At 74.5% G+C, this 22,882-nt stretch carries 21 protein-coding genes; 13 read left to right on the top strand and 8 right to left on the bottom strand.

Translation table 11 applies throughout. From position 1 onward, the window contains the following. Positions 1-90: 90 nt before the first annotated feature. Positions 91-525 (top strand): ATP-binding protein, encoded by a 435-nt coding sequence (locus ACZ514_RS15400; protein WP_468168375.1) that lies wholly within the window; start codon positions 91-93, stop codon positions 523-525. A 60-nt stretch (positions 526-585) separates the two neighbouring features. Here the strand turns inward: ACZ514_RS15400 and ACZ514_RS15405 are convergent, their stop codons facing one another. The 3 genes from ACZ514_RS15405 to ACZ514_RS15415 are packed head-to-tail and all read right to left on the bottom strand — an operon-like array spanning position 586 to position 3,486. Beyond that, positions 586-1,425: an ABC transporter ATP-binding protein gene (locus ACZ514_RS15405; RefSeq protein ID WP_468168378.1), complete on the bottom strand. Its 840-nt coding sequence runs from the start codon at positions 1,423-1,425 to the stop codon at positions 586-588. Position 1,426: 1 nt separating this feature from the next. Then, entirely contained in the window at positions 1,427-2,545 is a 1,119-nt protein-coding gene (locus ACZ514_RS15410; protein WP_469124916.1) for a FecCD family ABC transporter permease, read from the bottom strand. After that, the gene (locus tag ACZ514_RS15415; RefSeq protein ID WP_469125020.1) at positions 2,542-3,486 is read right to left on the bottom strand and encodes a FecCD family ABC transporter permease; all 945 of its coding nucleotides are present in this window, start codon (positions 3,484-3,486) and stop codon (positions 2,542-2,544) included. The genes ACZ514_RS15410 and ACZ514_RS15415 overlap by 4 nt, the downstream gene beginning before the upstream one ends. Before the next feature lie 281 nt (positions 3,487-3,767). Here ACZ514_RS15415 and ACZ514_RS15420 point away from each other — a divergent pair, with 281 nt between their 5' ends. Further along, the gene (locus ACZ514_RS15420; RefSeq protein WP_468168384.1) at positions 3,768-4,784 is read left to right on the top strand and encodes an ABC transporter substrate-binding protein; all 1,017 of its coding nucleotides are present in this window, start codon (positions 3,768-3,770) and stop codon (positions 4,782-4,784) included. A gap of 147 nt (positions 4,785-4,931) precedes the next feature. Here ACZ514_RS15420 and ACZ514_RS15425 read toward each other — a convergent pair whose 3' ends face one another. Then, the gene (locus ACZ514_RS15425) at positions 4,932-5,780 is read right to left on the bottom strand and encodes a (2Fe-2S)-binding protein (protein ID WP_468168387.1); all 849 of its coding nucleotides are present in this window, start codon (positions 5,778-5,780) and stop codon (positions 4,932-4,934) included. Positions 5,781-6,027: 247 nt separating this feature from the next. Between ACZ514_RS15425 and ACZ514_RS15430 the strand changes: the two genes are divergently transcribed. The 5 genes from ACZ514_RS15430 to ACZ514_RS15450 are packed head-to-tail and all read left to right on the top strand — an operon-like array spanning position 6,028 to position 13,274. After that, entirely contained in the window at positions 6,028-7,224 is a 1,197-nt protein-coding gene (locus tag ACZ514_RS15430; protein WP_468168390.1) for an ATP-grasp domain-containing protein, read from the top strand. Beyond that, positions 7,221-8,990, top strand: coding sequence for an IucA/IucC family protein (locus tag ACZ514_RS15435; RefSeq protein WP_469124917.1), 1,770 nt, complete (start codon positions 7,221-7,223; stop codon positions 8,988-8,990). The genes ACZ514_RS15430 and ACZ514_RS15435 overlap by 4 nt, the downstream gene beginning before the upstream one ends. Then, positions 8,987-10,264 (top strand): MFS transporter, encoded by a 1,278-nt coding sequence (locus tag ACZ514_RS15440; protein ID WP_468696860.1) that lies wholly within the window; start codon positions 8,987-8,989, stop codon positions 10,262-10,264. The genes ACZ514_RS15435 and ACZ514_RS15440 overlap by 4 nt, the downstream gene beginning before the upstream one ends. Continuing rightward, positions 10,264-12,069 carry an IucA/IucC family protein gene (locus ACZ514_RS15445; RefSeq protein ID WP_469124918.1) on the top strand — a complete coding sequence of 602 codons (1,806 nt, stop codon included), beginning with the start codon at positions 10,264-10,266 and terminating at the stop codon, positions 12,067-12,069. Before ACZ514_RS15440 ends, ACZ514_RS15445 begins: the two co-directional genes overlap by 1 nt. Next, positions 12,066-13,274, top strand: coding sequence for a type III PLP-dependent enzyme (locus tag ACZ514_RS15450; protein ID WP_469124919.1), 1,209 nt, complete (start codon positions 12,066-12,068; stop codon positions 13,272-13,274). The genes ACZ514_RS15445 and ACZ514_RS15450 overlap by 4 nt, the downstream gene beginning before the upstream one ends. A gap of 12 nt (positions 13,275-13,286) precedes the next feature. Here ACZ514_RS15450 and ACZ514_RS15455 read toward each other — a convergent pair whose 3' ends face one another. Beyond that, positions 13,287-13,826 (bottom strand): DUF6328 family protein, encoded by a 540-nt coding sequence (locus ACZ514_RS15455; RefSeq protein ID WP_469124920.1) that lies wholly within the window; start codon positions 13,824-13,826, stop codon positions 13,287-13,289. 131 nt (positions 13,827-13,957) lie between these two features. After that, on the bottom strand, positions 13,958-14,161 hold the full coding sequence (locus tag ACZ514_RS15460; protein ID WP_468168407.1) for a CsbD family protein: 204 nt from the start codon (positions 14,159-14,161) through the stop codon (positions 13,958-13,960). A 175-nt stretch (positions 14,162-14,336) separates the two neighbouring features. On the opposite strand from ACZ514_RS15460, the gene ACZ514_RS15465 reads away from it, so the two are divergent. From ACZ514_RS15465 to ACZ514_RS15480, 4 genes are all read left to right on the top strand, one after another. Continuing rightward, complete coding sequence (locus ACZ514_RS15465) at positions 14,337-14,828, top strand: (2Fe-2S)-binding protein (RefSeq protein WP_469124921.1); 492 nt, start codon at positions 14,337-14,339, stop codon at positions 14,826-14,828. Further along, positions 14,825-15,817 carry an FAD binding domain-containing protein gene (locus tag ACZ514_RS15470; protein WP_469124922.1) on the top strand — a complete coding sequence of 331 codons (993 nt, stop codon included), beginning with the start codon at positions 14,825-14,827 and terminating at the stop codon, positions 15,815-15,817. The genes ACZ514_RS15465 and ACZ514_RS15470 overlap by 4 nt, the downstream gene beginning before the upstream one ends. 58 nt (positions 15,818-15,875) lie before the next feature. Continuing rightward, the gene (locus ACZ514_RS15475; protein WP_469124923.1) at positions 15,876-17,996 is read left to right on the top strand and encodes a xanthine dehydrogenase family protein molybdopterin-binding subunit; all 2,121 of its coding nucleotides are present in this window, start codon (positions 15,876-15,878) and stop codon (positions 17,994-17,996) included. Between the two features lie 70 nt (positions 17,997-18,066). Continuing rightward, on the top strand, positions 18,067-18,291 hold the full coding sequence (locus ACZ514_RS15480; protein WP_468168419.1) for a DUF6213 family protein: 225 nt from the start codon (positions 18,067-18,069) through the stop codon (positions 18,289-18,291). 100 nt (positions 18,292-18,391) lie between these two features. Here the strand turns inward: ACZ514_RS15480 and ACZ514_RS15485 are convergent, their stop codons facing one another. Both ACZ514_RS15485 and ACZ514_RS15490 read right to left on the bottom strand, forming a co-directional pair. Next, entirely contained in the window at positions 18,392-19,018 is a 627-nt protein-coding gene (locus ACZ514_RS15485; protein WP_469124924.1) for a hypothetical protein, read from the bottom strand. Between the two features lies 1 nt (position 19,019). After that, positions 19,020-19,562 (bottom strand): hypothetical protein, encoded by a 543-nt coding sequence (locus ACZ514_RS15490; protein ID WP_468168425.1) that lies wholly within the window; start codon positions 19,560-19,562, stop codon positions 19,020-19,022. Between the two features lie 130 nt (positions 19,563-19,692). Between ACZ514_RS15490 and ACZ514_RS15495 the strand changes: the two genes are divergently transcribed. Both ACZ514_RS15495 and ACZ514_RS15500 read left to right on the top strand, forming a co-directional pair. Continuing rightward, positions 19,693-22,137, top strand: a complete 2,445-nt coding sequence (locus tag ACZ514_RS15495) for a SpoIIE family protein phosphatase (RefSeq protein WP_469124925.1) — start codon at positions 19,693-19,695, stop codon at positions 22,135-22,137. Between the two features lie 45 nt (positions 22,138-22,182). Continuing rightward, positions 22,183-22,740, top strand: coding sequence for a nucleotidyltransferase domain-containing protein (locus tag ACZ514_RS15500; protein ID WP_469124926.1), 558 nt, complete (start codon positions 22,183-22,185; stop codon positions 22,738-22,740). The last annotated feature ends 142 nt before the right edge of the window (positions 22,741-22,882 follow it).

The raw sequence follows: 22,882 nt of genomic DNA on the forward strand, positions 1-22,882 counted from the left end.
CCTCGCCCAGCGGGCCCGGGCGGGCGCCGGCCGTGCCCGTCCGGCCATGTCCTCCCGACCGAAGCACCGAGGCTCCCGGAGTCGGTCTCCATGCCCCTGCACCCCGTCCACCCCACACCGACGCTCCACCTGGCCCTGCACGGGCGGGGCGCGGCCGCCGAGGCGCGCCAGGCGGCGCGTGACTTCCTCGAGCCCTTCCGGAGCGGGGAGCCGCCGTACTTTCCGGCCCGCGCCCTGGACGCCGCCCTGCTGGTGATCAGCGAACTGGTCACCAACGCCGTCCGTCACGCCAGCGGTGACTGCGCGCTCGACCTGCACCTGGTGCCGGACGGCGTCGACGTCGACGTGACGGACGGCAGCAGCGCGGAGCCGCGGGCCCGGCGACCGGACCAGCGGGGGGAGGGCGGGTGGGGCTGGCACCTGGTCAATCTGCTGGGGACCGACGTCGAGGTCCACCACCACGACGGCGCGGAGGCGGGCAAGACCATCCACGTCCACGTCCCCCGCGCTCCGCTCGGGGGGTGACCGGCCGCGGGCGGGTCATCCCCCGAGCGGCCGGCGCGCTCCCGCGCCGGCGCCGCGGGGTCAGACGACCTCGCTGCGGCGCCCGCCCTCCGGGATGACCAGCGGCGTACCGGCGACCGGGCAGCGGATCACGGCCGCGCGCAGGCCGAAGACCTCGTGGACGAGGTCCGGCGTGACGATCTCGGACGGCGGGCCGGCGGCAATGACCCGTCCTGCGCGCATGGCGACCAGGTGCCCGGCGTAGCGGCAGGCGAGGTTGAGTTCGTGCAGGACCATCACCACGGTGCGGCCCTCGGAGCGGTTGAGTTCCGCGACGAGTTCGAGGACGTCCACCTGGTGGGCGAGGTCGAGATAGGTCGTCGGCTCGTCCAGCAGCAGCACCGGCGTGTGCTGGGCCAGTGCCATCGCGATCCACACGCGCTGGCGCTGACCGCCCGACAGCTCGTCGATGGAGCGCGCCGCCAGCTCCTGCGAGCCCGTCGCCGCGAGTGCCGCGTCCACCGCGGCCTCGTCGGAGGAGGACCACTGGCGCCACCACCGCTGGTGCGGGGTACGGCCCCGGGCCACGAGGTCGCGCACGGAGATCCCGTCGGGAGCGCTGGGCGTCTGCGGCAGCAGCGCGAGCCGCAGGGCGAACTCCCGTGCGGACAGGCCCGCGATGTCCTCGCCGTCCAGGTGGACGGCGCCGCCGGCGGGCTTGAGCAGCCGGGCCAGCGCCCGCAGGGCGGTGGACTTCCCGCAGGCGTTCGGGCCGACCAGAGCGGTGACCTTCCCGGCCGGGATGTCCAGGTCGAGGTCCTCGGAGACGATCCGGTCGCCGTACCCCAGCCGCAGCCCTTCCGCGCGGAGCGCGGAGGGGGCGGTGCCGGTCGGCGGGGTCTCGGTCAGCGGGGCGGTCATGTCAGCCTCCCTTTCCGGCCCGGTTGGTACGGGCGAGTAGCAGCAGCAGGTAAGGGGCGCCGACGGCGCCGGTGAGCACGCCGACGGGAAGCTCGGTCGGGGCCAGGACGGTGCGCGCCCCGAGGTCGGCCAGGATCAGCAGGACCGCTCCGGTGAGGGCGCTGGTGATCAGCGGGATCCCGGCGGTGCCGGCGAGCCGCCGGGCGATCTGCGGGGCGCCGAGGGCGACGAAGGCGATCGGCCCGGCCGCGGCCGCGCCGAGGGCGGTGAGGCACGTGGCGAGGACCAGCAGCGCGATCCGCGAGTGCCGCAGCGGCATGCCGAGGCTGCGCGCGGTGTCGTCGTCGTACTGGAGCAGCTGGTACGGGCGGGCCAGCGCCAGCGTCAGCGGCAGCAGCACGGCCAGTGCCAGCCAGGCCCACTGGACGTGCTCGTAGCCGCGGCCGTTGAGGCTGCCGGTCAGCCACACCATGGCGCGGGACGCCTGGTCGATGTCGGCGCGGGCCAGCATCCAGCGGGTCAGGGCGACCAGGGCGCCGTTCGCGGCGAGGCCGACGAGGACGAAGCGGTAGCCGGTGATGGTGCCGTCCCGGAACGCCAGCAGGTAGATGACCACCGCGGTCAGCAGGGCGCCGGCGAGGGCCCCGAACGGGACCGCCGCGAAGGTGCCCGCCCCGGCCGCGGTGACCCCGCCGATGAGGATGGCGCCCACCGCTCCGGCTCCGGCACCGCCCGCGATGCCGATCAGGTCCGGGCTGGCCAGCGGGTTGCGGGTGACGGCCTGGAACACGGCCCCGGCCAGCCCGAACGCGGCCCCCACCAGCAGGGCCGTCAGGGCCCGCGGGAGACGCAGCTGGTGGACGATGAGGTCGGCCGCGCCGGAGCCCGTGCCCAGGACGGCGGTCAGTACGTCGCCCACCGGAATGGCGAAGGTGCCCAGCGACACGGAGGCGATCAGTCCCGCGAAGCCGGCCGCCACGAGGGCGAGCACCACCAGCGCCACCCGGGGCCGCACGGCCACGCCGAAGGGCCCGGCCTCGAACCTCAGCCGCGGAACGGCCTTGCGGCGGACCGCCGGGACCGCCGGGACCGGCGTGCCGGTCGTGCGCGTCACGCTCATCGGGTGTGCTCCTTGAGCTTGCCGCGCTTGACCAGCAGCGCGAGGAACGGCGCGCCCAGGAGCGCGGTCACCACGCCCGCCTCCAGCTCGCCGGGCCGGGCGACCATCCGGCCGACCACGTCGGCGGCGAGCATCAGCGACGCCCCGCCCAGCGCGGAACACGGGACCAGCCAGCGGGCGTCGGGCCCGGTGAAGGCGCGTACGACGTGCGGCACGACGAGGCCGACGAAGGTCACGGGGCCGGCGGCGGCCACGGCGGCTCCGGTCAGCAGGACCACCGCCAGCGCGCCCAGGGCGCGGGTGGACCTGACCGGGGTGCCGAGCGAGCTGGCCAGGTCGTCCCCGAGGGCCAGGGCGTTGAGCCGGCCGCTCAGGCCGAGGGCGAGCGCGAGGCCGACGATGAGGAACGGGAGGAGTTCCATGCCCAGTTGGGCCTCCCGGCCGGCCAGCGAACCGACCGCCCAGAACCGGTACTGGTCCAGGGTGCGCACGTCCATCAGCACGAGGGTGTTGGTGCCGGCGTCGAGCAGTACGGTCACCGCCGCGCCGGCCAGGGCGAGCTTGGCGGGAGTCGCGCCGCCGTACCCGGTGCCGCCGACGGCGTAGGCGATGAGTCCGGCCAGTGCCCCGCCGAGGAAGGCGAACCAGATGTACTGGTACGAACTGGTCAGCCCCAGGACGCCGATGCTCGCGGCGACCGCGAACGAGCCTCCGGCGCTGATGCCGATCAGGCCGGGGTCGCCCAGGGGATTGCGGGTGATGTCCTGGGCCACCGCTCCCGCGGCGCCCAGGGCGAGGCCGACCAGCAGCCCCAGGAAGGTTCTGGGCATGCGCAGTTCGCGGATGACGATCGCGTCGCCCTCCTCGCTGCCGCCGATCGCCGCGAGGACGTCGGAGAGCGGCACGGATTTCGTGCCGATCGCCAGGGAGGCGCACACCATGGCCGCCACGAGGACGAGCAGAAAAGTGAGTACGAGGGTTCGGGACAGGGTTCGTCGGGGTGGCGGAACTGCCGGGACGGGGACCGCGGCGGCATCGGCGGTGACGGGCTTCAGAGACACTCAGACAAGGTAAGGGATGCCTAACCGTATCGGCTCTTCGGCCCCCGTCTGGATTTGGCCACGAAGAGCGGCTACTGTTCACCACGCATTTACTCAGGCAAGCCTTACCTAAGGGCGCCTCGCCCTTGGAGCACGCGTTCCCTCTGGAGAACTGAGAACCGATGAACAGCTTCACCCACCGTCGCCGGCCGGGCCGGATCGCCGCTGCCGTCCTCACGGCGGCCATGGCCCTCTCGCTCGCCGCCTGCGGCAGCGGGGATGACGGCAAGTCGGCCGCCGAGTCGTCGCCGAAGCCGGCCGCCGCCGAGTCCGCCGGCTTCCCGCGCACCATCACCCACGACAAGGGCAAGACCGAGCTGAAGGCCAAGCCCAAGCGTGTGGTGGCGCTGGACAACAGCCTGGTCGAGGCGGTCGTGGCGCTCGACGCGCCGCTGGTCGGCGGCATCGGGTCCTACCGTGACCAGAAGGGCTTCCCGGCGTACCTGGGTGACGCGGTGAAGGACACCAAGGACGTCGGCCCGCTCGACAACCCGAACCTCGAGGCGATCGCGGCCCTCAAGCCCGACCTCATCGTCTCGGCGACCGTCCGGCACGCCGACTTCTACGACCGGCTGAGCCAGATCGCGCCGACCGTCTTCGTGAAGACGACCGGTCCGATCTGGAAGGAGAACATCACCTTCCTCGGCCAGGCGCTGGGTCAGGAGGAGAAGGCCCAGGCGAAGCTCACGGCCTACCAGACCCGTGCCAAGAAGATCGGCGACGCGATCAACGCCAAGGGCGGCGGCGCCAACGGCAAGCCCACCTTCTCGGTCCTCCGCTTCGTCGACGGTCCGACGCGCATCTACCTGCCCAAGACGTTCAGCGGCATCATCCTGAACGACATGGGGCTGACGCGGCCCGAGAACCAGCGGGACGAGGCCAAGTTCAACATCGAGATCAGCGAAGAGCAGATCCAGCAGGCGGACGCCGACCACATCTTCATGACCTCCTTCTCGGGCGGCGAGGAGCGCAAGAAGAAGTTCACCGCCAACCCGCTGTGGCAGCGCCTGAACGCGGTCCAGAAGAACCAGGTCCACGAGGTCGACGACTCGACCTGGATGACCTCGGTCTCCCTCCAGGGTGCGGACATGGTCCTCGACGACCTGGCGAAGGCCTTCCAGGTGGACCCCGCCAAGTAGGCGGACGCCGGGGCGGGTCCGCCGGGAAGGCGGGCCCGCCCGTCGGGCTCCATGCCCCGCCTCGGCTTTCCCCGCCTCGACGGAAAGGCCCCGGCCGCGTACTCCCGTACGCGGCCGGGGCCTTCGGCGTTCGGACGGGCCCGTCGTTCAGTCCGTCTCCTCGATGCGGCGGACCCGCTCGTCGTCGCAGGTCCGGGGGCAGGTCGCGCACGCCCGGGCCGAATCCAGCGTGTAGTACATGCAGCAGCCGAGCCGGGTGCGCGTCGGATGAAGCCGCCCGTCGCGCGTCTCGAGCCGTCTGAAGTCGGCGCCGCCGGGGAAGGGTGCGATGGCGGTGGGGAGCAGCTCCGTCGCCTCCCGGACGGCCCGGTCCTCCTGGCCGAGGACGCGGCCGAGGTACCAGATCCCGGAGACGAGGTCGTCGACGGCCATGCCCCACAGGGCCCGGTCGCGGCGCCGCACCCGCGGCCCGAAGGCCGCCAGCAGCGGCCGTACGTGATCGGCGACGGCGGCGCGCAACTCGGCGCGCAGCGCCTCCTCCCCGGCCACGGGCCGCGCACCGGGGAGGTGTGCCGCCGGGTCGCCGGGCAGACAGGCGAACGCGGTCCCGGGCACGACCTCGAACGTGCCGGCCGACAGGTCGATCCGCACCTCGCGCGGGCGCACGCGCGGTACGCGCCGTTCCAGGTACCAGGCGCCGCTCATCAGCAGGCTGACGGACCAGAGGTAGTCGTGCAGCGCGCGCGAGGCGGCGACGTCCGGGCGCGGTTCGTGACCGTGGCCGGACCGGATGCGCGCGGCCTCGGCGGCGATGAAGGCCTCCAGGGCCTCCTGGCCCTCCGCCAGTCCGTCGCCGCCGACGAGGCCTTCGGGCCGTGCCGCCGCGGTGGCCACCCGGACGTCGAGCGCCGGGCAGAGGTCCGCGAGGCGCCCGTAGGTCCGCGCGAGCACGGCGGCGGCCACGTTGCCGGGCGCGGTGCGCGGGAGTGCGGTCATCGGTTCTCGATCATGTGCGGCACGAAGCTCCGGTGCTAGCCGATAGGTAAGCCTTACCTTAACCCAATGGTTTACGCTCACGGGTGCCGTGTCAGGTCCCGTGTCGCGAGAGAAAGTTGAGGCTAAGGGTTGGCTAACCTAAGCTGACCCTCGCCGGCGTCAGTGAAGGACGTCGGTGCCACGGCGTGCCGGAAAACAGCCACCACGGGCACCGCCACTGCTCAGCACTCGGAAGGGGCTCCAGCCCATGCGGTTGTACCTGCTCGCGCTCAACCCGACCGACTCGGTCACCGAGGGGTTCCTCCCCGCCGCTGCCCGGCTCGGCCTCGAGGTCACGATCCTCACCGACCAGCCCGAGGGCCACCGCCGCTCGGCGCCGGACGCCGAGGTCCTGGAGTGCGACGTCCGCGACTTCCGCGCGGTCATCACCCGCATATCCACCCACCGCGCGCCCGCCGCGGTCTTCACCAACAGCGACCACCTCCAGACCCAGGCGGCCCTGGCCGCCGACTACTTCGGCCTCCCCGCCAAGGACTGGCGGGCGACGCTGCGCGTCAAGGACAAGGCCGAGATGCGCCGCCACCTGGCCGCCTCCGGGCTCGACGCGGTCTGGTCCACCGAGCTGCCCGCCGGCCAGGACCCGGCCGTGCTCACCGCCCTCGACGTGCCGTACCCGTGCGTGGTCAAGCCCCGCGAGGGCGTCGCCAGCGAGGACGTGGTGCTGGCCGACGGACCCGGGGAACTGGTCCAGCGCTGCAAGGAGATCCAGACCCGCCGGCCGGAGGCGGCCCTGGTGGTCGAGGAGTACCTGGCCGGCGAACTGTGCAGCCTGGAGACCCTCGGCGACGGCCGGGTGCGCCACGTACTGGGCGGCTTCCGCACGCGGCTCTCGCCGCCCCCGTACTTCATCGAGCAGCGCTGCACCTTCGTCAGCGCCCACCCCGAAGCCGTCGTCGAGCAGATCCTCGCCCAGCTCGACGCCCTCGGCGTCGGCTTCGGCATCTGCCACACCGAGTTCGTCGTCAAGGACGGCCGGGCCCGCATCATCGAGGTCAACTACCGGGCCATCGGCGACCAGGCCGACCTGATGCTCGCCCAGCTGCTGGACATCCCGCTCTTCGAGCACGTCCTGCGCACCCACCTCGGAGAGCCCCTGCCCGCCGACCTGGGCATGCGCACGGACGGCGTGGCCCTGGTCGACAACCCCTGCGCCCAGAGCGCCGGCACGCTCACCGCCGCGCCCGAGGCCGCCGACCTCGTCGTGGACGGCATCGAACTCACCTACCGGCCCCTGCGCGCGGTGGGGGAGCGGCACGAGCTGTACCACACCAACCGCGACTTCATCGGGGCCCTCCGCGCGCTGGGCCGGAACACGGACCAGGAGACCCTCGACCGCGTCGTCGCCGACTTCCTCGCGGCCCAGCGCTGGGAGATCACCCCGTGAACACCACCACCCGCTCCGGCACCACCGAGGCGGAGCTGCTGCTCCGCGTCCTCGGGGCGCTCCTGCGCGAGGACGTCGTAGGCCTGCGCACCCGTACCACCGCCGTCGACCGCGCGGACGGCCGCTGGCTGCGGCTGCCCGCGGACGACGGCGACGCCCTGCTCCTCCCGGTCACCGAGGACGGCTACCAGAGCGTGTACGCCGCCCGGCTGCCGCTGCTCGCCCGGGAGTCGGACGGCCGCGAGCTCACCACCCACGACGAGGTCCTCGAAGCCCTCGCCGCGCTCGCCGACCCCGTCGACCGCGGCGGCTTCGACGCCTTCGCCGAGGAATGCCGCCAGACCCTCGCCACCATGCGGCTGCACGCCGACACCGCGGCCGAGGCCGCCGACGGCCTCGCCGCCGCGCACGGCACCGACCCCGCGCACTGGACCGGCCTCACGGGCGGACTCGCCCACGACGCCCTCGCCGCGCGCCTCGACCACCCGGTGTACCCCACCGCACGCGGCCGCTCCGGCCTGGACGAGGACCAGCTGCGCGCCTACGCGCCCGAGTTCCACCCGCGCTTCGCGCTGCGCTGGATCGCCGTACCGCGGCCGGACCTCACGGTCAACGGCGGCCCCGCCGCGCTGCCCGACGTCTGGCCCACCCCGGCCGCGCTCGGCCTGCCCGAGCTCGACCACAGCCACCTCGCCCTCCCCGTCCACCCGCTCACCGTCGGCGCGCCGCTTCGCGAGGCCCTGGACGCGGCGGGCCTGGCCGGCCGTGCCGTCCTCGCCGAGCGCCCGTACCTCGACGTCGTCCCCACGCTGTCCATGCGCACGGTCGGCGTCACCGCCGACCCCACCCTGCACATCAAGGTCCCGATGGCCACCGCCACCCTGGGACTGCGCAACCGCCGGATCATCCGTCCCGGCTTCCTCGCCGACGGGGTCGCGGGACAGCGGCTGATCGAGACCGTCGTCGCGCGCGAACCCCGCTTCCAGGGCGTCATCCTGCACGCCGACGAGACCGTCTACGCCCACGCCGGCCACGAACTCCTCGCCGCCCTCTGCCGCCGCTACCCGGCCGGCCTCGAGGACGCCGTCGTCACCCCGCTCGCCGCGCTCCTCGCCGAAGCGCCCGGAGGCCGGCTGCTGATCGACCACCTCGCCGACCGGTTCTACGGCGGGGACCCGATCGCCCTGCTCGACGCCTACCTGCGCCTGCTCATCGACTGGCAGACGACCCTGTTCGGCTACGGCATAGCGCTGGAGTCCCACCAGCAGAACGTCTCCCTCGTCCTCGACCACGCTCCGGCCGGCGAAACCCGCGTCCGGCTCCTTTTCAAGGACGACGACGGCCCGCGCGTCCACCCCGCCCGGGTACGCGCCACGCTCGGCGCCGACGCCCCCCTCGGCTTCGACGACCCCCGCGCCTTCTGCGACGACGACCGCCCGCTCACCGACCTGCTCACCACCATCACCCTGCACCTGTGCGCCGGTTCGTACGCCTTCGGACTGGCCCGGCACGGCCGCGCCGAGGCCCGCGTGCTGCTGGACCTCGTACGGGACCGGCTCGCCGAGGCCGCCGAACGCCTCGGCACCGCACCGGGCGAGCCCGGAGCCGTGCTCCGCGCCCACGTCCTGGACGCCCCGCGGCTGCCGGTCAAGGCCATGGTCACCGCCGGCACCCTGCTCAGCAAGGAGCGCTCGGGCGCCGCCGACATCAACAAGCACTACACGACCGGCCCCAACTACCTGCTCCGGGCGGGGGGCCGGCGATGAGCGCCGCAGCGCCCACGGACCAGCTCCAGGCGGCCCCCGCCGCCGGACCGGAACCCCGTCCCGTCCTCGGCCGCAGGCAGGTGCACGCGGTGGCCGGCTGCTACTTCGTGGCCTCCTTCGCCGCGCTGGGCCTGCCGCCCTTCCTCACCGAGATCCTCCCGGAACTCGGCGACCGCGACGCCCGCTGGGCCGGCGTCCTCTACATCGTCCCCACCATCTTCGCCGCCGTCGGCGCCCCCCTGTGGGGGCGGCTCGCCGACCGGTTCGGCCGCAAGCGGCTGCTGCTGAGGGCCCAGCTGGGCCTCGCCGCGTCCTTCCTGCTGGCCGGCTGGGCCGACTCGATCGCCACCTTCACCGTCGCCCTGGTGCTCCAGGGGATCCTCGGCGGCACCTTCGCCGCCTCCAACGGCTATCTCGGGGCCTCGCTGGAGGGCCCGCAGCTGTCCAAGGCACTCACCCTGATGCAGGGCGCCGCGCGCGCCGCGCTGGTCTTCGCCCCCATCGTGGTCGGCAGCCTCTCGCCCTGGATGTCACCGCACCGCCAGTACGCGCTGCTCGCCGTCCTCCCGCTCACCGCCGCGGTGCTCATCGCCGCACTGCCGGAATCCCGCGGGGTGAGCACGGAGCCCCGTACGCCCGCGCCCGCGGGAGCGGAAGGCGGGACCGAGGCCGAGGAGACGGGCCGCGAGCGCGTCACCTCGCTGCGCGGGCTGTACGCCCTGGAGTTCGCCTTCGTCTTCTCCACGGTCATCTCCTTCCCGTACCTGATCTCCCTCATCGAAGAGCGAATACCCGGCACCTCACCGCTGGTCTCCGGCGTCCTCTTCGCCCTGCCCCACCTGTGCTACCTCGCCGCCGCGATGTGGGTGCACTCCGTCTTCCACCGGCGCCCCCGCCTCGGTGTGGCGCTCGGCTTCGCCTGCATAGCCCTCGGGCTGGCCGGGCACGGGCTCGCCCACTCCCTCGCCGGCCTCGTCGCCGTCCGCCTGCTGCTGGGCGCGGGCCTCACCCTCGGCCTCGTCTGCCTCTCCGTCATGGCCTCGGACTGCGCCAAGGGCCGGGCCCCCGGCGGGCTGTTCGGCTCGATCGAGTTCTTCTCGAAGGCCGGGGCCGTCGTCGCGGGTCTCGCCGCCGCCGTCGGGAACGGCCTGTACGGGCCCTCCGCGCCCGTGCTGACCGGCACCGCCGTGGCCCTGGTGACCGTCGGCGCGACCGCCCTCCCGGCCCTGAACCTCCGTTCCCTCCGCTCTCTCCGCACCCGCTGGAGCCGTTGATGTCCCTGACCGATGCAATCGGTGCCCACCCCGTCGCCGCGCGTGCCTCCGTCTCCCCGGCCGGGCTGCCCACCGCCGACGAGGCGGTCGCCCACACCCTCCTGAACTGCCTGCTGCGCGAGCTGTCCGGACCGGAACACCAGACCGCCGTCGCCGACGGCCACCTGATGCTGTGGCTGCCCCGCCGCGGCGTGCTGCTGCGCGCCGCCCTGCGCCGCACCTCGCTGATCGGCGCCCACCGGTTCACCGGACCGGTCCGGGAGCGGCAGGAGGACGGCTGGGCCCAGGTCGGCTGGCGCCGCCTCGCCGAGTACGTCCACGACGAACTGGCGCTGCGGACCGACGTGCGCAACGAGGAGTTCCTGGAGCAGATCGCCTCCAGCCACGAGGCCGTGTCCGCGGCGCTCGCCGTACGCGCCGGCCGCCCCGCGACCGCCACCACGGTCGGCGAGGGCGACGGACTCGCCGCCTACCTGGAGTCCGAGCAGTCCCTCGTGCTCGGCCACCGCTTCCACCCCACCCCCAAGGCCCGCAGCGGCGACACCGCCTCCTGGCTCTCGTACGCGCCCGAGACCGGTGCCTCCTTCCGGCTGCGCCACCTCGCGGTCCGCGAGCACCTCCTCATCGAGGAGACCGCCGAGGACGGCGCGACGCGGCCGCTCGACCGGCTCCGCGCCGAGGTCCCCGAGGGGTACCGGCTGCTGCCCGCGCACCCGTGGCAGTACGAGATGCTCAGCGGCCACCCCGGGCTGCGCGAGGCCCTCGACCGCGGCGACGTCCTGGACCTCGGCGACGGCGGCGAGCCCTTCGCCGCCACCGCCTCGGTCCGCACGCTGTACGACGGGGACACCTTCCTCAAGTTCAGCCTCAACGTCCGCATCACCAACTGCCTGCGCAAGAACGCCAGCTACGAACTCTCCGGCGCCGTCGCCCTGACCCGCCTGCTGGCCCCGGTCCTCGCGGAGCTGGAGACCCGTTTCCCCGGCACCGCCATGCTCCGCGAGCCCGCCTACCGCAGCCTCGCCCTGCCGGGCCCCGACGGCACCCCCGACCGGACCCTCCTCGAGGGCTTCGGCGTGATCGTCCGCGAGGGCCTGCTCAGCCGGCTCATGCCCGGAACCACCCCGCTGCTGGCCGCGGCCGTCGCCGACGAGTACCCCACCGGCCCCGGCCACATCTCCCGCCTCGTCGACACCACCGACCCGCAGGCCGCCCTCGACTGGTGGGCCGCGTACGTCAAGCTGCTCGTCCCGCCCGTCCTGTCCGCGTACTTCGACCACGGACTGGTGCTGGAGCCGCACCTGCAGAACGTGGTGGTCTGCGTCGACGACGAGGGCATGCCCGCCCAGGTGCTCTTCCGCGACCTGGAGGGCACCAAGCTCGTTCCCGAGCACCACGCCGACCTCCTCGCCGCGCTGCCGGCCGAGGTCGCGGGCCCCATGACGTACGACGCCCAGCGGGGCTGGGACCGGGTCGTGTACTGCCTCCTGGTCAACCACGTCGCCGAGATGCTCGCGGCCCTCGCCGACCTGCACCCGCACACCGAGGCCGCCCTGTGGGCGCAGGTCCGTACCACCGTCCAGGAGCACGCCGACCGGTACGGCTGCCCGCCGCGGCTGGCCGCCCTCCTCGCCGGCGTGCCGCTGCCCGCCAAGGCGAACCTGCTCACCCGCTGGGAGCGCAAGGCCGACCGCGACGCCGGCTACGTCCGCCTGGCCTCCCCGCTCACCGAGGACGTGCTGTCCCAGGCCCTGCGCAACCCCACCGAAGACGACCACGCCGACGCCACCCGGAGCATCCGTTGACCGCCCCCACCCCCGCCGTGCGCGAGCGCGCCCTCGACCTCCCGGCGACGGAACTGCCCGCCTACCTCTACGACCTGACGGCGCTGCGCGCGCACGCCGCCGCCGTCCGGGCCGCACTGCCCGAGCGCGTCGAGCTGTACTACGCGGCCAAGGCCAACCCCGAGGCGGAGATCCTCGCCGCCCTCGAACCGTACGTCGACGGGTACGAGGTCTCCTCCGGCGGGGAACTCGCCCACGTCGGCAAGGCCGTACCCGGGCGCCCGCTGGCGTTCGGCGGCCCGGGGAAGACCCCCGCCGAGATCGTCACCGCCCTCGAGCTGGGCGTCGAACGCTTCCACGTGGAGAGCCTGTACGAGCTGCGCGTGCTGGCCGACCTCGTCGCGCGCACCGCCCCCGGCGGGACCGCGCCGGGCGTGCTGCTGCGCTTCAACCTGCCCCTGGCCGCCGCCTCCCTCGAAGGCAGCTCCCTGGCCATGGGCGGCCGCCCCACCCCCTTCGGCCTGGACCCGGCCGATGCCGACACGGCGGTCCGCCTGCTCACCGACGGCACCTGCCCGCGGCTGCGCCTGCTGGGCGTCCACGCCCACCTGGCCAGCGGCCTCGACGCCCCCGAGCAGCTCGCCGTCGCCGAATCCGTCCTCACCTGGGCCACCGGCCTCGCCGCCCGCCACGGCGTCGAGTTCGCCGAGGTCAACGTCGGCGGCGGCATGAGCGTCGACTACGCGGACCCGGAATCCCGCTTCGACTGGGCGGCCTACGGCGCGGGCCTCGCCCGCCTCACGGAGGCGCATCCCGGTCTGACCCTGCGCATCGAGCCCGGCCGCGCCCTGACCGCCTACTGCGGCTGGTACGCCACCGACGTCCTGGACGTGAAGCACAGCCACGGCGAGGAGTTCGCCGTGGTCCGCGGCGGCACCCACCACCTGCGCACCCCCGCCACCAAGGGCCACGACCAGCCCTGCACGGTCCTGCCCGTGGCCGAGTGGCCCCACCCCTGGCCCAGGCCGGCGGCCGGCGCGGAGCGGGTCACCCTCACGGGCCAGCTGTGCACCCCGAAGGACCTGCTCGCCCGCGGTGTGGAGGCACCGGGCCTGCGGGCGGGGGACCGGGTGGCCTTCGGCCTCGCGGGCGCCTACGCCTGGAACATCTCGCACCACGACTTCCTGATGCACCCGCGGCCCGGCTTCCACTTCCTGGAGGGCTGAGCCGGTCCGCCGTCAGAGCGCCCGGCCCGCCCCGGAGCGCACCGGGGCGTGGCCGTCGCGGGCGGTCACGGCCGCCGCGGCGGTGCCCGGGCGGGTCCGGCGGCGGCGCAGCAGGACGGCCGGGACCAGCCAGCAGACGCCGCACCACAGGGCCAGGCCGGTGTCGAGGAGCAGCGCGGTGCCCGGGGCGGTGACCTGGCGCAGCAGCACCAGGATGCCCAGGGACGTCATCGCCAGCAGCAGGGCCATGCCCGCCGCCACCAGCCGTGACGCCCAGACGACGGTCTCCGGCTTCAGCCGCAGCCCCGTCACCAGGCGGTGCAGCGCGACCGGCCCGGTCAGTGCCGCCATGGCGCCGACCCCGCACAGGACGCAGACGAGGTAGAGCAGCCGGTCCGTCCCGCCCAGGTGCCCGAAGGCGGGAGTGAACGCCACCGCGAGGAGGAAGGCCAGCAGCAGCTGCACGGCGGTGAGCACCACGCGCACCTCGTGCATCAGCTCCAGCCAGAGCCGGTCGGCGCGCTCGTCGCAGGTCTCCTGACGCTGCCCCACGTTCGACGCCCGGGCGATCACGGCGCACCGCCGAGGGCGGGGGCCGCCGTATCCGTGCGCATGGCCGCCACCTCCTGAGATCTGCGTGCCCCCTGCCGGACCGGCAGGGGGCACGCGGTACGGGATGCGGGTCAGGTGTCGCGGCGACGGCCGCGCAGGGAGTCGCCGACTCCGCGTGCGCGCTGGTCGGCCTTGCCGATGGTCTCCTCGGCCTTGCCCTTGGCCTGGTCGACCTTGCCCTCGGTCTTCATCCGGTCGTTGCCGGACACCTTGCCGATGGCTTCCTTCGCCTTGCCCTTGGCCTGCTCCATCTTGCCCTTGGCCTTCTCCGCCATGGTGAACTCCTTTCGCGGGGCCCCGCACGCCTTTCGAGGGCCCCCGCACGGCGCCTGCCCAGCTTCCGCCGTCCGAATCCGATCGGGTGGAACCGGGCGGCGCGGCGGGGCGCGGGGCCGCCGCCCGGTTAGACCTCACCGGGCGGGGGGCCGGCGCAGAGGAAGGCGTTTCGTCATGGACGGCCACGGGGCCACGCACGCGCAGGTCACGCTCCACGTCAACGGAGAACGGCACGTCCTCGACCTGGACCACCGCACCACCCTGCTCGACGCGCTGCGCGAGCGGCTGGACCTCACCGGGGCGAAAAAGGGCTGCGACCACGGCCAGTGCGGGGCGTGCACCGTGCTCGTCGACGGGCGGCGCCTCAACAGCTGCCTGCTCCTCGCCGTAGCCCAGGAAGACGCGCGGATCACCACCGTCGAGGGTCTCGCCGGCGACGACGGACGGCCGCACCCCCTCCAGGAGGCCTTCGTCGCCCGGGACGCCTTCCAGTGCGGCTTCTGCACGCCCGGCCAGCTCTGCTCGGCCGTCGGCCTGCTCGCCGAGGCGGCCGCGGAGGACGCCGGACTGACCCGCGACGACATCGCCGAGCGGCTGAGCGGCAATCTCTGCCGGTGCGGCGCTTACCCCCGGATCGTCGACGCCGTGCGGGACGTGATCGCGTGAAGCCCTTCCGCTACGTCCGCCCCGCGAGCCTCGCCGAGGCCGCCGCGGCCCACGGCGCCCGGCCCGGGTCCGCCTACCTCGCGGGCGGCACCAACCTCGTCGACCTGATGAAGCTCGGCGTCGAACGGCCCGACACCGTCGTCGACGTCGCCCGCCTCCTGCCCGGCGGGGTCGAGACCACCGCCGGCGGCGCGGTACGCGTCGGCGCCGGGGTCCGCGGCACCGACCTCGCCGCGCACCCACTGGCCGGGGCCCGCTGCCCGGTGCTCTCCCAGGCCCTGCTGTCGGGAGCCTCGGCACAACTGCGCAACGCCGCGACGACCGGGGGCAACCTGCTCCAGCGCACCCGCTGCGGCTACTTCCAGGACGTGTCCAAGCCCTGCAACAAGCGGGACCCCGGCAGCGGCTGCGCGGCCATGGACGGCGTCAACCGCGACCACGCGGTGCTCGGCCACTCCCCGCTGTGCGTGGCCACGCACCCCTCCGACCTCGCGGTGGCGCTGAGCGCGCTGGACGCCGAGGTGGAGGTCACCGGCGCCGACGGCGTCCGCACCGTGCCGCTCGACGGCTTCCTGAGGCTGCCCGGGGAGCAGCCGGAGCGGGACACCACGCTCCGGCACGGGGAACTCGTCACCGCCGTGGTGCTGCCGCCCGGGGCCTTCGGCGTGCCGTCCGCCTACCGCAAGGCCAGGGACCGGGCCTCGTACGCCTTCGCGCTCGCCTCGGTCGCGGCGGTCCTGGAGGTCCGGGACGGCCGGGTGGCACGGATCGCGCTCGCCTTCGGCGGACTCGCCCACCGGCCCTGGCGGGCCCGGATCGCACAGCAGCGCCTGCTCGGCGAGCGCCCGACGCCGGAGGCCGTCCGCACGGCCGTCGAAGCCGAGCTGGAGGCGGCCCGCCCGCTGCGCGACAACGCCTTCAAGGTGCTCCTCGCCCGCAACCTCGCCTGCGCGGTGCTGGGCCGGCTCGCCGCACCCGGGCAGGACTGACCCCGGCGGGCACCCGCCCCGCCCGCCAGGGCGGAGTAAGGAAAGAGGGAGACAGACCATGGAAGGCTTCCCCGCGCTCGGTGCGCCCGCGACCCGGCGGGAGGGCGCGCAGAAGGTCACCGGCGCCGCCCGCTACGCCGCCGACCACACCCCGCCCGGCTGCCTGTACGCCTGGCCGGTGCCCGCCACCGTCGCCGTCGGGCGGGTGGCCCGCGTCGACACGGCCGCGGCCGTGGCGCTGCCCGGCGTGGCGGCCGTGCTCACCGCCTCCGACGCGCCCCGGCTGGGACCGGCCGAGGACCCGGAGCTGCGGCTCCTCCAGGACGACCGGGTGCCGCACCACGGCTGGTACGTGGCACTGGCCGTCGCCGACACCCTGGAACGGGCCCGGGAGGCCGCCCGGGCCGTGTCCGTCACGTACGACACCGAGGGCCCCGCCCCCGACGTCCGCCTGTACGAGGAGCACCCCGACGCCTACGCGCCCGAGACGGCCAACGGCGGCTATCCCGCGCGCCGGGAGCGGGGCGACGCGGCCGCCGCGCACGCCGCCGCCCCGGTCCGCGTGGACTGCCGGTACGCGGTGCCCCCGCTGCACAACCACCCGATGGAGCCGCACGCCGCCACCGCCGTCTGGGAGGCGGACGGGGGCCGGCTGACGGTGTACGACTCCAGCCAGGGCGCCTGCACCGTGCGCGCCGACCTGTCCTCCCTCTTCGGGCTGCCCGAGGACCGGATCACCGTGTACTCGGAGCACGTGGGCGGCGGCTTCGGGTGCAAGGGCACGACCCGCCCGCACGTGGTGCTCGCCGTGATGGCGGCCCGCCACACCGGGGCGCCCGTCAAGCTCGCTCTGCCCCGCGGCGGCCTGCACGAAGTGGTGGGGCACCGCGCCCCCACCCTGCACCGGGTGCGCCTGGGCGCCCGGCCCGACGGCACCCTCACGGCCCTGGCGCACGAGGTCACCACCCACACCTCGCGCATCCGCGAGTTCGTCGAGCAGGCGGCCGTCCCCGCCCGGGTCATGTACGCGGCCCCCGACCTGCTCACCGCGCACCGCGTCGTCCCGCTCGACGTGCCCACCCCCTCGTGGATGCGGGCCCCGGGGGAGACCCCCGGCATGTACGCGCTGGAGTCCGCGATGGACGAACTGGCCGACGCCCTGGGAATGGATCCCGTCGAGCTGCGCGTGCGCAACGAGCCCTCCGCCGAGCCGGACGGCGGCCGCCCGTACAGCAGCCGCAACCTGGTCGCCTGCCTGCGCGAGGGCGCGCGGCGCTTCGGCTGGCCGCAGACCCGCGGGCCGCTGCCCCGGGGCGCCCTGCTGACCGGCGCGGGCGTGGCCGCGTCCACGTACCCGGCCCTGGCGGCCCCCTCCCAGGCCCTGGCGCACGCCCTGCCGGACGGCACCTACCGGGTGGAGCTGGCCGCCACCGACATCGGCACCGGGGCGCGGACCGTCCTGGCCCTGGTGGCCGCCGACGCGCTCGGCGTGCCCGCCGGGCGGGTGCGGTGCGAGGTGGGGCACACCGGGCTGCCCCCGGCGTCCCTGGCGGGCGGCTCGTCCGGCACCGCGTCCTGGGGCTGGGCGGTGCACGAGGCGTGCCGCGCGCTCGCGCTGAAACTCGCACGGCGCGACGGAAAGGTGCCCGAGGGCGGGCTGTGCGCCTCGGCGGACACCACGGCAGCCGCCAAACAGCGCTCGCCGTACGCCCGGCACGCCTTCGGCGCCCAGTTCGCCGAGGTCTCCGTCGACACCGTGTCCGGCGAGGTACGGGTGCTGCGCATGCTGGGCGTCTTCGCCGCGGGCCGCGTCCTCAACCCGCTGACGGCCCGCTCGCAGTTCGTCGGGGGCATGGTGATGGGCCTGGGGATGGCGCTCACCGAGCACGCCCCGCTGGACCCGGTGTACGGCGACTTCACCGCGCGGGACCTGGCCTCGTACCACGTTCCGGTGCACGCCGACGTGCCCGACATCGAGGCGTACTGGGTCGAGGAGCACGACAAGCACCTCAACCCGATGGGGAGCAAGGGGATCGGCGAGATCGGCACGGTGGGCGCGGCAGCCGCCATCGCCAACGCCTTCGCCCGGGCGACCGGCCGCCGGATCCGCGAACTGCCCCTCACCCCCGACCGGGTCCTCACCGCGCTGGCGGCGGCCGGCGGACCGGACGGCACCTGAGCCCCGGGCGACGGTTGTCCTCCCGGAGCGCGGGTAGCCGCCGTTAAGGAGCCGTCCGGGAGGAAGTCCCATGATCCAGGTCTCGATACCGCTGTTCCCCGCCGAAGACGGTGGTCTGCTGATCCCCGCCGACCACGTCACCGGCCTGCTGCGCCGGCTCGCCGCGGACTGGCTGCACGCCACCGAGACGGGCGAGCTGCCGGCCGACGAGGAGACGGTGTCCGAACTGGCCGACGTACTGACCGAGCTCGCCGATCAGATCGACGTCGAGTGCATCGGCTGCGCCTCGCAGTGACCGAGGCCGCGCAGCGACCCCGTACGGGAGCGGGGGCGCCACGGCCGGTGCCGTGGCGCCCCCGCTCCCCGCGCTGCGGGCTCCTCCTCCGTCAGGTTCCTCAGGTCTTCAGCAGCCGGTTGAAGAACGACCGGTACTGCTGGAGCGCCATCCGCAGGTCCTCCGTGGCCACCTGGTCACCTCGCTGCCACTGGCCCTCCAGGTCCTGCTTGTGCGCGGCGAACGTCCCGGCGAGGTTCTGCATCAGCTCGGCCACCAGACCGTCCGCGGAGGTCACCGCGTCCTTCGGGTCGTCGACGAAGCGGCCCTGGATCTCACCCCACGCGGAGCGGTAGCGCTCGGCCTCCTCCGCCGACAGCAGCGGCTGATCGTCCCCCGCGTCCGGCTCCACCGGCTCCCCGGCCGTGCCACGGTTGCCCGCGCCCCCGCCGCCCGGGACGGCCGTGACGTCGTCGTCCCGGCCGACCAGGCCTTGGTCCCGGCCGACCAAACGTTCGTCCCGGCCGACCAGGCCTTCATCGTCACCGGCCGGCCCTTCGTCGTCCCGGCCCGGCACCGCCCGGTCATCCCGGCCGGAGACGGTGCCGTCCGCGCCGCCGGAGAGGGTGTCCCCGGCCGCCTCGCCCGGGTAGACCGGCACGTCGCGGCCCTCGGAGCCGTGGGCCGCGAGGTCTTCCGTGCTCAGGGGGGCGCCCCCGGCCGGCTCGTTCTCGTCATGGTTGCGCATCTCACCGGCTCCTCTGGTCCGTCAGCAGTTCCTCGAACAGGGCGCGGTAGTGCACCATCGCACCGCGCAGCTCCTCCGTCGTCGCACGCCCGTCCACGCTCCGCGCCCGGACGTCGTGCGCCGCCCGGTAGTGCTCCAGCGTGCGGCCGTGTTCGACCGACAGGTCGCGGACCGCCCCCTGGTACCCCTCCGTGGGGTAACCGCGCTCCCGCATCAGCCGGGAGACGAGCTCGTCGGCCTCCTCGACGGCACCCGTCGGCCGGTCCACGAAGTGCTCCTGGACGCCGGTCCACTGCTCGGCGTAGTGGCGCCTGCGGTCCGGGGGGAGTTCCTTGATGTCGAGCTTGTCGTGCCGCGCCTCGCGGGCGCGCAGTTCGCGATCGGCGGCCATGGCGCCGCCCTTCTCCTCGACCGTGCGCTCGTATTCCGGTCCGAAGCGGTCGCGCAGATGGCGCCGCCGCGCCAGCAGCCACATGATCGCGGCGAGGGCGATCACCACGACCACCGCGACGACGATGACCGCTATGAGTGTGCTTGTGGACATCCTGGGCCTCCGTCCCGGGGCCTTGTAACCCGTAAGGCGCGGCTGCCCGCCCTGCCCCCCGACAAACCCGGCACGGGGCGGCCCCGCCGTTCCGCACGCCCGCCGGAGCCGTGCGTGGCATCCTCGACGTATGGAGGGCGAGTCCGTGCTTCGTGCTGCCGGTGACGCCGCGGCCCCGGAGGTGCTCGCGCTGGCCAAGGTGGTGGCCAAGCTGCGTGCCGAGGTGGTGGACCTGGAGGGCGTGGCGTCGGTGACGGCCGTCCTCGAGCGGGCCAAGGGCGTGGTGATGGCGCAGGCCGACGTCCCGGCGGACGCGGCCCACCAACTGCTGCTCGAGCGTGCCGCCGAGCACGGGCGCAGCCTCCTGGAGGAATGCTGGATCACCCTGGGCCGCACCGGCAGGGGCCCCGCCGAAGCGCCGCCGCCGGCGGCCGGCCCCGCCCCGGCCGATGCCGCGCCGGCCACCGGAGCGCCGGAGCGGGACTCCGGCTCGGTCTTCCGCACGGGCCGGTTCGTCATCGGCGCGGGACGCCCCGCCGGGAACCGGCGCATCCTCGCCCGGCTGGCCCGGGAACTGGCCGGCGTCCGCACCGCGGAAGGGGTGGCGGAGCTGCTGCGCTCGGCTCTCGGTGAACCGGAGGACGTGGACGCGGTGATGATCTACACCGTGTCCCCGGCCGGCAGCCTGGAGCTGGCGGGCCAGGCCGGTGCCGGCGACGAGACGGCCGAGCAGTGGAGCCACATCCCGCCGCTCAGCGGAGTCGCCGCGCTGGAAGCCGCCGGCACCGGTGAGGCGGTCTGGCTGGAGGACCCGGACCAGGACGCCGACCGGTACATGCTGATCGGCGATCCTCCCGAACGGTGGCCCTCCCGGGCCTGGCTCCCGGTCCCCGGCGACGGGCCGGTGACGGCCGTCGTCGGCTTCCTCCGCACCCGGCACGGCCCCTTCGACGCCCGCAGCCGCACCCTGCTCAGGCGGGCCGTCCGGCTCTGCGGCGGGCTCCTGCGCGAAGACCACCGGCTCCGTGACCCCGACCCGCTGGACGCGGACGTGGAGTCCGTGCAGACCGTCTTCGACTCCTTGGCCGGGCCCGCGGTCCTGCTCACGCCGCTGCGCTCCGCCACGGGCGAGGTCGAGGACTACCGGATCGAGGCGGCGTCGTCGGAATCGGTCGACGTGGCGGGCCGGCGCGGCAAGGAACTGGTCGGGCGGCGGGTCCTGGAAACCTACCCGACGGTGGCGGGCACCCCCCTGTGGGAGGGTTACCTGGAGACGCTGGCCACGGGCACCGTGTACGAGGGCGATCCCTTCGTCTACGAGGAGGTCACCGCCGGAGTACCTCAGCAGTCCGTGTACTCCGTGCGCGCCGCCCGGCTGGGGGACCGGCTGGTGGTCTCGTGGATCCGCCACGACACGAGCGAGCGGGAGACCCGCAGACTGGCCGACATGCAGCGGCTGGGCAACCTCGGCTGGGCCGCGTGGAACCTGGTGACGGACACCATCACCTGGTCCGACCAGGTCTACGCGATCTTCGACCGGGATCCGGGGCTCGGCCCGATGAGGCTGGAGGAACTGCCCCGCCACCTGCTCCCCGAGGACCTGCCCGGGCTGTCCTCGGCGGTGCGGCGGCTGCTGGGCGACGGCAGGGCGATCGACCAGCCGTTCCGCATCACCACCCGTCACGGAGTACGGCACCTGAGGATCGTGGCGGAGGCACAGACGGACGCGGACGGCAGCCCCATCGAGGTGCACGGCTTCTTCCAGGACATGACCGCGCAGCGGGACACGGAACAGGCCCTGCTGGAGAGCGAACGCGCCAACCTGGTCCAGCGCGGCATGCTGAAGGCCGAACGCGCCCTCGCGGCCCGCCTCCAGGACACCCTCCTGCCGATCCCCCAGCAGTCGCTGGAGCTGGCCGGGCTGCGCGTGGACGTCGCCTACGTGCCCGCCGACAGCGGGGTCAACGTCGGAGGCGACTGGTATTCGGCGATCGAACTCCCCGACAGGAGCGCCCTGTTCGTCGTCGGTGACGTCGCGGGACACGGCCTCGGCGCGGTCGGCACCATGGCGCAGCTGCGGTTCACCACCAAGGGCATGACCATCACCGGCTCCCCCCTCCCGGACGTCCTGCGGCTGCTGAACACCCTGCTCATGCACACGGCGGGAGATCCGCACAGCGCCACGGCCACGATGGTGATGGGCCGCTACCAGCCCTGGGACCACCGGCTGACCTGGGTGCGCGCCGGCCACCTGCCGCCGCTGCTGATCCGGGGCGGTGAGGCGCGGTACCTGCCGCAGCCCGAGGGCAGCCTGCTGGGGGCCGCGTTCGACGCCACGTACGGCCAGGACACGATCGACCTGCTGCCGGGCGACCACCTGCTGCTCTACACGGACGGCCTGGTGGAGAACCCCGGCGAGGACATCGAAGAGGGCCTCGCCCGCCTGGCCGGGACCGCCCTGCGCCTCCTCCGGGAGGGCCGGGGCGACACCCTGGCCCGCTCGCTTGCGGCGCTGCGGCCGGGAAACCGCGACGACATCTGCGTCCTCGACGTCAACGTCCCGGAGGAGACCTGACCCGCGCCCGGCGCCCGGCCGGAACACCGCTTGGCCTGGCCGGTCATGACCTCCCTGATCACCAACGTGGAACGCACCGACCGCCAGCTGCGCCTGATCGCCGAGACGCTCGAGATCGCCGGGACCCTGGGGCTGGAGCTTCGGCTCCGAGGGGGATGGGCGATGGACTTTTTCCTGGGCGAGCCCACGAGGGACCACGAGGACATCGACTGGTTCGCGTGGAGCGAGGACGCCCCCGCCCTCACCGGCGCACTGCTGCGCCGCGGGTACCAGCCGGTGGCCGGTCCGCCCGCCGGCCAGCAGCTCGACTTCGTCAAACAGGGCGAGGAGAGCAGCTTCGCCCTGCTGGCCCGCGATCCCTCCGGGCGGCCCGTCGTCGCGGGCGGGCCGTGGGCCGGGCAGCGGTGGCCGGACGGCATGCTGGACGCTCCCCCCGGCCGCATCGGCGCGCTGCGGTGCGCGATCGTCAGCCCCCGCGTCCAGGTGGAGATCAAGCGGATGACGCCGGTCTGGATCCCGGGCCGGCCCCGCCGGGCGAAGGACGCGGAGGACCTCCACCGCCTGGAGGAGGCCCTGCGGACCCGGGGCCCGCGCCCGGCGTGAGCCGCCCCCGCGTCCGGCCGGAGCGGGGACGGTGTCCGGCCGGAGCGGGGACGGTGTCCGGCCGGAGCCGGGCCGGTGCGGTGGCGGCGGGCGTCGAGGAGGGCTCGACGGGCGTTCGAGCCGGGTGCCGGGCGGCCCGCCT

The organism is Streptomyces sp. NPDC034086, assembly GCF_055575515.1.

Bases quoted from the DNA above. Each gene is read 5' to 3' on its own strand.
- ACZ514_RS15425 (WP_468168387.1), bottom strand. From the start codon at position 5,780: ATGACCGCACTCCCGCGCACCGCGCCCGGCAACGTGGCCGCCGCCGTG.
- ACZ514_RS15490 (WP_468168425.1), bottom strand. From the start codon at position 19,562: ATGTCCACAAGCACACTCATAGCGGTCATCGTCGTCGCGGTGGTCGTG.
- ACZ514_RS15495 (WP_469124925.1), top strand. From the start codon at position 19,693: ATGGAGGGCGAGTCCGTGCTTCGTGCTGCCGGTGACGCCGCGGCCCCG.
- ACZ514_RS15480 (WP_468168419.1), top strand. From the start codon at position 18,067: ATGATCCAGGTCTCGATACCGCTGTTCCCCGCCGAAGACGGTGGTCTG.
- ACZ514_RS15475 (WP_469124923.1), top strand. From the start codon at position 15,876: ATGGAAGGCTTCCCCGCGCTCGGTGCGCCCGCGACCCGGCGGGAGGGC.
- ACZ514_RS15405 (WP_468168378.1), bottom strand. From the start codon at position 1,425: ATGACCGCCCCGCTGACCGAGACCCCGCCGACCGGCACCGCCCCCTCC.
- ACZ514_RS15400 (WP_468168375.1), top strand. From the start codon at position 91: ATGCCCCTGCACCCCGTCCACCCCACACCGACGCTCCACCTGGCCCTG.
- ACZ514_RS15465 (WP_469124921.1), top strand. From the start codon at position 14,337: ATGGACGGCCACGGGGCCACGCACGCGCAGGTCACGCTCCACGTCAAC.
- ACZ514_RS15410 (WP_469124916.1), bottom strand. From the start codon at position 2,545: ATGAGCGTGACGCGCACGACCGGCACGCCGGTCCCGGCGGTCCCGGCG.
- ACZ514_RS15500 (WP_469124926.1), top strand. From the start codon at position 22,183: ATGACCTCCCTGATCACCAACGTGGAACGCACCGACCGCCAGCTGCGC.
- ACZ514_RS15445 (WP_469124918.1), top strand. From the start codon at position 10,264: ATGTCCCTGACCGATGCAATCGGTGCCCACCCCGTCGCCGCGCGTGCC.
- ACZ514_RS15485 (WP_469124924.1), bottom strand. From the start codon at position 19,018: ATGCGCAACCATGACGAGAACGAGCCGGCCGGGGGCGCCCCCCTGAGC.
- ACZ514_RS15415 (WP_469125020.1), bottom strand. From the start codon at position 3,486: ATGGTGTGCGCCTCCCTGGCGATCGGCACGAAATCCGTGCCGCTCTCC.
- ACZ514_RS15420 (WP_468168384.1), top strand. From the start codon at position 3,768: ATGAACAGCTTCACCCACCGTCGCCGGCCGGGCCGGATCGCCGCTGCC.
- ACZ514_RS15440 (WP_468696860.1), top strand. From the start codon at position 8,987: ATGAGCGCCGCAGCGCCCACGGACCAGCTCCAGGCGGCCCCCGCCGCC.
- ACZ514_RS15460 (WP_468168407.1), bottom strand. From the start codon at position 14,161: ATGGCGGAGAAGGCCAAGGGCAAGATGGAGCAGGCCAAGGGCAAGGCG.
- ACZ514_RS15430 (WP_468168390.1), top strand. From the start codon at position 6,028: ATGCGGTTGTACCTGCTCGCGCTCAACCCGACCGACTCGGTCACCGAG.